An 8,532-nucleotide genomic window follows, 5' to 3' on the forward strand; every position below is an offset into this window, starting at 1 on the left:
AAAGCACGGGACCGGTGCTCCGGCCCATCCGCGGTGGTACTGGTGGAGGCATGACACGCGCACTGGTCCTCGGCGGCGGCGGGGTGGCGGGCATCGCCTGGGAGATCGGCGTCCTGGCCGGGCTGGCCGAGGGCGGTGTCGACGTGACGCGGCCGGACCTCGTGGTCGGCACGTCGGCGGGCGCGTCGGTCGCGGCGCAGATCACCAGCGACCTCGGGCTGCCCGAGCTGCTGCGCAGGCAGGTGGAGCCGGGGGCGCAGGCCCCGGAACTGGCCGCCGACTTCGACCTCGACCGGCTGGCCGAGGTGTTCGGCTTCGCCGACGGCGACACCGATCCCGTCGAGGTGCGCCGCCGGATCGGCCAGACCGCGCTCGCCGCGCCCACCGTCGCCGAAGGGCGTCGGCGGGAGGTGATCGCCGCGCGGGTACCCGTCGACGCGTGGCCCGCGACGCCGCTGCGGCTGGTGGCCGTGGACGCGGCGACCGGGCTGGAGCGGGTCTTCGACGCGGACAGCGGGGTCGGGCTGGTCGACGCGGTGACGGCGAGCTGCGCGGTGCCGGTGATCTGGCCGCCGGTCACGATCGGCGGCGCCCGGTACGTCGACGGCGGCGTCCGCAGCGCGGAGAACGCGGACCTCGCGCGGGGCCACGACGTCGTGCTGGTGCTCAGGGCGATGGTGGTGGAGGAGGTGGACACCCTCACCCCGCAGGTGGAGGCGCTGCGCGCGGACGGGTCCGAGGTGCTGGTGGTCGACGTCGACGAGGCGGGCCTGGCCGCGATCGGCCCCAACCCGCTCGACCCCACGACCAGGGAGCCGGTGGCGCGCGCGGGCAGGCTCCAGGGGCTCGCCCTCGCCGACGAGGTGGGCGCGGCCTGGGGCCGTTAGAGGTCGACGCCGGGGTGCGGGCCCGCCGTCTCGTCCGGGATCTCCGCGGCGCAGTCGGCCGCCGACGCGGCGGTGGAGGACGACCCGGCGGCGGTCGACGCGACCGGGGCGGACCCGCTCGCGCAGCCGACGAGGGTGGCGAGGCCCGCACCGCCGAGGAGGGCGAGCACGCGGCGCCGGTTCAGCGTCGCCAGGTCGAAGGCGAGGCCGCGGTCGTGGTCCGGTGCGCGTCCGCTCATGGCACCGGAGTCGCGCGGAACCGGCGGAACCCCGTGAGGCGGTTGCAGGTTTTCTGTGCGGACCGCCAGGGCATCCGGGCGGCATGTCCGATTCTGCTGACGGGGCGGCGTCCCGAGCGCACCACGACCTGGTCGCGCAACCGCACGAGCGGGACGACGAGGGGCCGATCGCCGACGCGGAGGCCGAGGCGGAGCGGATGCGCAGCGACGAGCGCCCGCTGGGCAGGCTCGGGCGTCCCCTCGACCGCCGGTCCCCGTTCTTCGTCGGGATGGCGGGCGCGGCGGGGGTCGCCGTCACCTACGTGCTCGCCCAGCTCGTGCTGGGGACGCGGGACGTGCTCGTCCTCATCGGGCTGGCGTTCTTCCTCGCGGTGGGCCTGGAGCCCGCGGTGTCGTGGCTCGCGCGGCACGCCTGGCCCCGCGCCGCCGCGGTCGCGACCGTGCTGGCGACGCTGGTCGCCGTGTTCGTCGGCTTCCTGGTCATGGCGATCACCCCGCTGGTCGACCAGGCGACGCAGTTCGCGTCCCGCGCGCCGGAGTACCTGACCGAGCTGACGTCGAAGGGCTCCTGGGTCTCCGAGCTGGACGAGCGCTTCGACCTGCGGGACCGCGTGCAGAAGCTGCTCAGCACGAACCAGGACACCCTGATGAACGGGATCCTCGGCGCGGGCCGGATGGTGTTCGGGGTGCTGACGAACACGGTCATCGTGCTGATCCTGACCGCGTACTTCCTCGGCTACCTGCCCGCGATCCGCCGCACGATGTACCGGTTCGTGCCGAGTTCCCGGCGGCCCCGCGCGATCCTGATCGGCGACCAGATGTTCGCCAGGATCGGCGGCTACGTGCTCGGCAACGTGCTGATCTCGCTCATCGCGGGCGGTGTGACGTTCATCTGGTTGATCGTGTTCGGCATCCCCTACGCGCTCCTGCTCGCCATCGCCGTGATGATCCTGGACCTCATCCCGGCCGTCGGGGCGACCATCGCGGCGGTCGTCGTGAGCCTCATCGCCCTGACGGTGTCACTCCCCGTAGGCATCGCGACGGCGATTTTCTTCATCGTCTACCAGACCGTGGAGAACTACCTCCTTGCTCCGAAGATCATGGGGCGGGTGGTCCAGGTTCCCGACGTGGTGACGGTCGCGGCCGTCCTCATCGGGGGGACCCTGCTGGGGGTCGTCGGGGCCATCGTCGCGATTCCGCTGGCAGCGGCCGTGCTCCTGCTGTTCAGGGAGATCCTCTTCCCCAGGCTCGACCGCGCGTGACCGTCCGCCCCACCGGAGCGACCGCTCGTCGGAAACACGTGTGATTCATGGCGAAAGTGGGTAACCCCGCTCGGGGTGCCGCCGATATGGGCGTCACAGGGCTTGGAGGAGCACCATGATCGACCATTCGGTGAGACACCGGGTCACGCAGGGTTATGAACGGGCCTGGTTGGTGCCCGCCGTCCTGTTCGCCCTCACGGGCCTCACGAACATCGCCATCGCGATCACGTCCGCCACGCTGTGGCCCGCGGTGCTCGCGGCCACGCTGCTCGTCGCCGCCGCCGGGTGTGTGCGCGGCGCCATGCGCGAGCACGACTGGCCGAGGGGTTCGGAGCCGGCAGACTCCGGTCCGTGAAGCAGATCCTCCTCATCGGCATCGGCGCGGGCGACCCCGACTACGTCACCATCCAGGCGGTCAAGGCGCTCAACCGGGTCGACGTGTTCTTCGTCCTCGACAAGGGCGAGGTGAAGCAGGACCTGGTGGACGTGCGGCAGGAGATCCTGGACCGGCACGTCGAGCGGGACTACCGGGTCGTGGAGGCGCGCGACCCGGACCGCGACCGGACGACGCCCGCGTACGCCGAGGCCGTGCACGACTGGCGCCGCCGCCGGGCCGACGTGTGCGAGGAGCTGATCCGCACCGAGCTGGAGGACGGGCAGACCGGGGCGTTCCTGGTGTGGGGCGACCCCGCCCTCTACGACAGCACGCTCGCGATCGTCGAGGACATCCTGGCGCGCGGCGGCGTGGAGTTCGACTACGAGGTCGTCCCCGGCATCACCAGCGTGCAGGCGCTGGTCGCGAAGCACCGGACCAGCCTCAACCGGGTCGGGCGGCCCGTGCAGATCACCACCGGGCGGCGGCTGGCCGAGGGTTTCCCCGCCGACGTGGACGACGTGGTGGTCATGCTGGACGCGCACAACTCGTTCACCGGCGTCGACGACGACGTGCACGTCTACTGGGGCGCGTACGTGGGGACACCGGACGAACTGCTCATCTCGGGCCCCGTCGGCGAGGTCGGCGAGCGGATCGCCGCCACCAGGGCCGAGGCGCGGGAGCGCAAGGGCTGGATCATGGACACCTACCTGCTGCGCCGCAAGCCCTGACCCTCGAACGACCTGCGAGAACACCCGTTCGGACTACCCCATCGGCTGTTCCAGCCACCGGGAGAATGTCAACAAGGGGTGGGATTTCCCACGAGCCCTGGACGGACTAGAGCCATAACGGCGAATTCACACTATCGTCACAAGACCGGGTCACCCCCGGCGCACAACCCCAGCGCACCACGATCCGCCATCCGGCCGAGTGCGCGAGCACCACGCAGTGCCTCCCGCACAACGGCGTGCGGTCATCACCACCGGTAGCAAACCGACGTTTCGCCGTACCCGAGCAGGCCGTGCCCACGACACCTCGTCGTGCTGGGCGTCGGCCACCGACGTGTGCCCGAACGACGTGAGCCCCTGTTCAGCTACTAGTCATGGGAGGGCCGCAGGCTGTGACCCACCACAAGCAGCACCCGAGCTCCACACCCGGTCTGTACGACCCGCAGTTCGAGCACGACGCGTGCGGAGTCGCGTTCGTCGCCGACCTGGCCGGACGCCGCAACCACGACATCGTGTCCAAGGCGCTCGTCGCGCTGCGCAACCTGGAGCACCGGGGTGCTCGGGGCGCGGAGCCCGAGACGGGCGACGGTGCCGGGATCCTGATCCAGGTGCCGCACGACTTCTACCGCGAGGTCGTCGACTTCGCGCTGCCGGAGGGCGGTGGGTACGCCGTGGGGACGGCGTTCCTGCCCGTCGACCCGGCCGCGCGCGCCGAGGTCGTCGAGACGATCGGCCGGATCGCCGCCGAGGAGGACGCCGACGTCCTGGGCTGGAGAGACCTGCCGGTCGACACCGAGCACGTCGGGCCGACCGCGGCCACGACGATGCCGCACTTCGCCCAGGTGTTCGTCGCACCGCGCAACCCGGCCGTCGAGGGGCTGGCGTTGGAGCGGTTGGCGTTCGTCGTGCGCAAGCGCGCCGAGCACGCGGCGGACGTGTACTTCCCGTCGCTGTCCGCGCGGACGATCGTCTACAAGGGCATGCTGACCGAGCCCCAGGTGGAGCGGTTCTTCCCGGACCTGGTCGACGAGCGGGTCACCAGCTCCATCGGCCTGGTGCACTCCCGGTTCTCCACGAACACGTTCCCGTCGTGGCCGCTGGCGCACCCGTACCGGTACGTGGCGCACAACGGCGAGATCAACACGCTGCGCGGCAACCGGAACTGGATGGACGCCCGCGAGTCGACGCTCGCCTCCGACGTCATCGACGGCGACCTCTCGCGGATCTTCCCGGTCATCACCCGCGGCGCGAGCGACTCCGCCTCGTTCGACGAGGTGCTGGAGATGCTGCACCTCGGCGGCCGGTCGCTGCCGCACGCGGTGCTGATGATGATCCCGGAGGCGTGGGAGAACCACACCGAGATGGATCCCGCGCGGCGCGCGTTCTACGAGTTCCACGCCACGCTCATGGAGCCGTGGGACGGGCCCGCGCTGGTGTCGTTCACCGACGGCACGGTCATCGGCGCGGTGCTGGACCGCAACGGCCTGCGCCCGGCCCGGTACTGGGTCACCGAGGACGGGCTCGTGGTGCTCGGCAGCGAGGCCGGCGTGCTGGAGTTCGACCCCGCGACCATCGTCCGGAAGGGACGGTTGGAGCCGGGCCGCATGTTCCTCGTGGACACCGCGGCCGGTCGGATCATCGACGACGACGAGATCAAGGGCGAGCTGGCCGCCGCGCACCCGTACGCCGAGTGGACCGCCGAGGGCCTGGTGGCGCTCGACGACCTGCCGGTGCGGGAGCGCGAGGTGCCGTCGCACGCGTCGCTCGTGGTGCGGCAGCAGGCCTTCGGCTACACCGAGGAGGAGGTGAACGTCCTCCTGCGGCCGATGGCGGCCTCCGGCGCGGAGCCGATCGGCTCGATGGGCAACGACGCCCCGTTCGCGCCGCTGTCGGACAAGCCGCGGCAGCTCTTCGACTACTTCACCCAGCTGTTCGCCCAGGTGACCAACCCGCCGCTGGACTCGATCCGCGAAGAGCTGATCACCTCGTTGCAGACCACGGTCGGCTCCGAGCCGAACCTGCTGATCTCCGACGCGGACTCGTGCAGGCGCATCACCCTGCCGTTCCCGGTGCTGGACAACGACGAGCTGGCCAAGATCACGCACGTCAACGACGACGGCGAGTTCCCGGAGTTCCAGGCCGTCACGGTCCGCGGCACGTACGACGTGCGCGGCGGCGGCGCGGCGCTGGTGGCCCGGCTGGACCAGATCCGCTCCGAGGTGTCGGAGGCCATCGAGGACGGCGCGCGGGTGATCGTGCTGTCCGACCGCGGGGTGACCGCGACGAAGGCGCCGATCCCGTCGCTGCTGCTGACCGGCGCGGTGCACCACCACCTGGTGCGCGAGAAGACCCGCACGCAGGTCGGGCTCATCGTCGAGTCCGGTGACGCCCGCGAGGTGCACCACGTGGCCCTGCTGGTCGGGTACGGCGCCAAGGCCGTGAACCCGTACCTGGCGATGAGCACCGTGGAGGACCTGGCCCGGCGCGGCCTGCTCGGCGACACCGACCCGCACCACGCCGCCCGGAACCTGATCAAGGCGCTGGGCAAGGGCGTCCGCAAGACGATGTCGAAGATGGGCGTCTCGACGGTCGCGTCCTACACGGGTGCGCAGATCTTCGAGGCGATCGGCATCGGGTCGGCCGTCATCGACGACTGCTTCACCGGCACCACGTCCCGGCTCGGCGGCGTCGACTTCGACGTGCTGGCCGAGGAGGTGGCGAAGCGGCACCGCAAGGCGTTCCCGGCCGACGGGATGCACGCGAACCACCGCGAGCTGGAGGTCGGCGGCGACTACCAGTGGCGTCGCGAGGGCGAGGCGCACCTGTTCAACCCCACGACAATCTTCAAGCTCCAGCACTCCACCCGGTCCGGGCGCTACGACGTCTTCAAGGAGTACACGCGCGCGGTCGACGAGCAGTCGGAACGGCTGCTGACCCTGCGCGGGCTGTTCGCGTTCAAGGAGGGGCTGCGGCCCCCGGTGCCGATCGAGGAGGTCGAACCGGTCTCCGAGATCGTCAAGCGGTTCGCCACCGGCGCCATCTCCTACGGCTCGATCTCCAAGGAGATGCACGAGGTCCTGGCCATCGCGATGAACCGGCTGGGCGCGAAGTCCAACACCGGTGAGGGCGGCGAGGACAGCGACCGCTACACCCGCGACGCCAACGGCGACCTGCGCCGGTCGGCGATCAAGCAGGTGGCGTCCGGCCGGTTCGGCGTCACCAGCGAGTACCTGGTGAACGCCGACGACATCCAGATCAAGATGGCGCAGGGCGCGAAGCCCGGCGAGGGCGGGCAGCTGCCCGGCACCAAGGTGTACCCGTGGATCGCGAAGACGCGGCACTCCACGCCGGGCGTCGGGCTCATCTCCCCACCGCCGCACCACGACATCTACTCCATCGAGGACCTCGCGCAGCTCATCCACGACCTGAAGAACGCCAACCCGGCCGCCCGCGTCCACGTGAAGCTGGTGTCCGAGGTCGGTGTCGGCACGGTCGCGGCGGGCGTGTCCAAGGCGCACGCCGACGTGGTGCTGATCTCCGGGCACGACGGCGGCACCGGCGCCTCCCCCCTGTCCTCCCTCAAGCACGCGGGCGGACCGTGGGAGCTGGGTCTCGCCGAGACGCAGCAGACGTTGCTGGCCAACAGGTTGCGCGACCGGATCGTGGTGCAGACCGACGGCCAGCTCAAGACCGGCCGCGACGTCGTGATCGCCGCGCTGCTCGGCGCGGAGGAGTTCGGCTTCGCGACCGCGCCGCTGGTCGTGTCGGGCTGCGTCATGATGCGCGTGTGCCACCTGGACACCTGCCCGGTCGGCGTCGCGACGCAGAACCCGGTGCTGCGCGCCAAGTTCACCGGCCAGGCCGAGCACGTGGTGAACTTCTTCGAGTTCGTCGCGCAGGAGGTCAGGGAACTGCTGGCGCAGCTCGGTTTCCGCTCGCTCGTGGAGGCCGTCGGGCACGCCGAGGTGCTCGACAAGCGCAAGGCGATCGACCACTGGAAGGCCGCGGGTCTCGACCTGTCGCCGATCTTCCACGTGCCGGAGCTGCCGCCGCGCGCGTCGCGGCACCAGACCACGACGCAGGACCACGGTCTGGAGAAGGCGCTCGACAACACGCTGATCCAGCTCGCCGAGGGCGCCCTGTCCTCCGGCGACCGGGTGCGGCTGGAGCTGCCCGTGCGCAACGTGAACCGCACGGTAGGCACCATGCTCGGCTCGGAGCTGACCAGGCGCTGGGGCGGTGAGGGGCTGCCGGACGACACGATCGACATCACCTTCACCGGCACCGCGGGCCAGTCGTTCGGCGCGTTCCTGCCGAAGGGCATCACGCTGCGGCTGGTCGGCGACGGCAACGACTACGTCGGCAAGGGCCTGTCCGGCGGCCGGCTCGTGGTCCGGCCACCGGAGGAGACCCACCCGGACTTCGTCGCCGAGGACTCGATCATCGCCGGCAACGTCATCCTGTACGGCGCCACCGGGGGAGAGGCCTACCTCCGGGGGGTCGTCGGGGAGCGCTTCTGCGTGCGCAACTCCGGCGCGACCGCGGTCGTCGAGGGCGTCGGCGACCACGGCTGCGAGTACATGACCGGCGGCCGCGCCGTCATCCTCGGGCCGACCGGACGGAACTTCGGCGCCGGGATGTCGGGTGGCATGGCCTACGTGTACGACCCCGACAAGGTGTTCCACCGCGACCTCAACCCCGAGATGGTCGACCTCGACCCCCTCGAGGAGGAGGACCAGGCCTGGCTCCGCGACATCGTCCAGCGCCACCTCGACGAGACCGGCTCCGCCGTCGCCCAGCGACTCCTCGACGACTGGTACCGGGCCGTGCGGTCGTTCGTGAAGGTCATGCCCAAGGACTACAAGCGCGTCCTCGAGGCGGCCCGCGCCGCCGAGGAGGAGGGCCGCGACGTCGAGGCGGCGATCATGGCCGCCGCGCACGGGTAGCCCCCGGACCGACCACGCATCGACCCCACGCGCCACCGCCGCCCGCGGGCCGGCGCACGACACCAGGAGACGACAGACCATGGGTGACGTCCGAGGC

Annotated in this window: 6 protein-coding genes; 5 read left to right on the forward strand and 1 reads right to left on the reverse strand. The window is 71.3% G+C overall.

The features are described from left to right. Positions 1–50 precede the first annotated feature (50 nt). On the forward strand, positions 51–887 hold the full coding sequence (locus tag VFZ92_RS18945) for a patatin-like phospholipase family protein (protein WP_330877285.1): 837 nt from the start codon (positions 51–53) through the stop codon (positions 885–887). Here the strand turns inward: VFZ92_RS18945 and VFZ92_RS18950 are convergent. Then, complete coding sequence (locus VFZ92_RS18950) at positions 884–1,126, reverse strand: hypothetical protein (RefSeq protein ID WP_330877286.1); 243 nt, start codon at positions 1,124–1,126, stop codon at positions 884–886. The two genes, VFZ92_RS18945 and VFZ92_RS18950, sit on opposite strands and share 4 nt — an antisense overlap. Positions 1,127–1,209: 83 nt before the next feature. Here VFZ92_RS18950 and VFZ92_RS18955 point away from each other — a divergent pair, with 83 nt between their 5' ends. From VFZ92_RS18955 to gltB, 4 genes are all read left to right on the forward strand, one after another. Further along, positions 1,210–2,388 carry an AI-2E family transporter gene (locus VFZ92_RS18955; protein WP_330877287.1) on the forward strand — a complete coding sequence of 393 codons (1,179 nt, stop codon included), beginning with the start codon at positions 1,210–1,212 and terminating at the stop codon, positions 2,386–2,388. A 115-nt stretch (positions 2,389–2,503) separates the two neighbouring features. Then, complete coding sequence (locus tag VFZ92_RS18960; RefSeq protein WP_330877288.1) at positions 2,504–2,743, forward strand: hypothetical protein; 240 nt, start codon at positions 2,504–2,506, stop codon at positions 2,741–2,743. After that, the gene (cobF, locus tag VFZ92_RS18965; protein ID WP_330877289.1) at positions 2,740–3,492 is read left to right on the forward strand and encodes a precorrin-6A synthase (deacetylating); all 753 of its coding nucleotides are present in this window, start codon (positions 2,740–2,742) and stop codon (positions 3,490–3,492) included. The genes VFZ92_RS18960 and cobF overlap by 4 nt, the downstream gene beginning before the upstream one ends. 371 nt (positions 3,493–3,863) lie before the next feature. Continuing rightward, positions 3,864–8,435, forward strand: coding sequence for a glutamate synthase large subunit (gene gltB / locus VFZ92_RS18970; RefSeq protein ID WP_330877290.1), 4,572 nt, complete (start codon positions 3,864–3,866; stop codon positions 8,433–8,435). Positions 8,436–8,532: the final 97 nt, after the last annotated feature.

Source organism: Umezawaea sp., assembly GCF_036375055.1.
Classification (GTDB): Bacteria; Actinomycetota; Actinomycetes; order Mycobacteriales; family Pseudonocardiaceae; genus Umezawaea.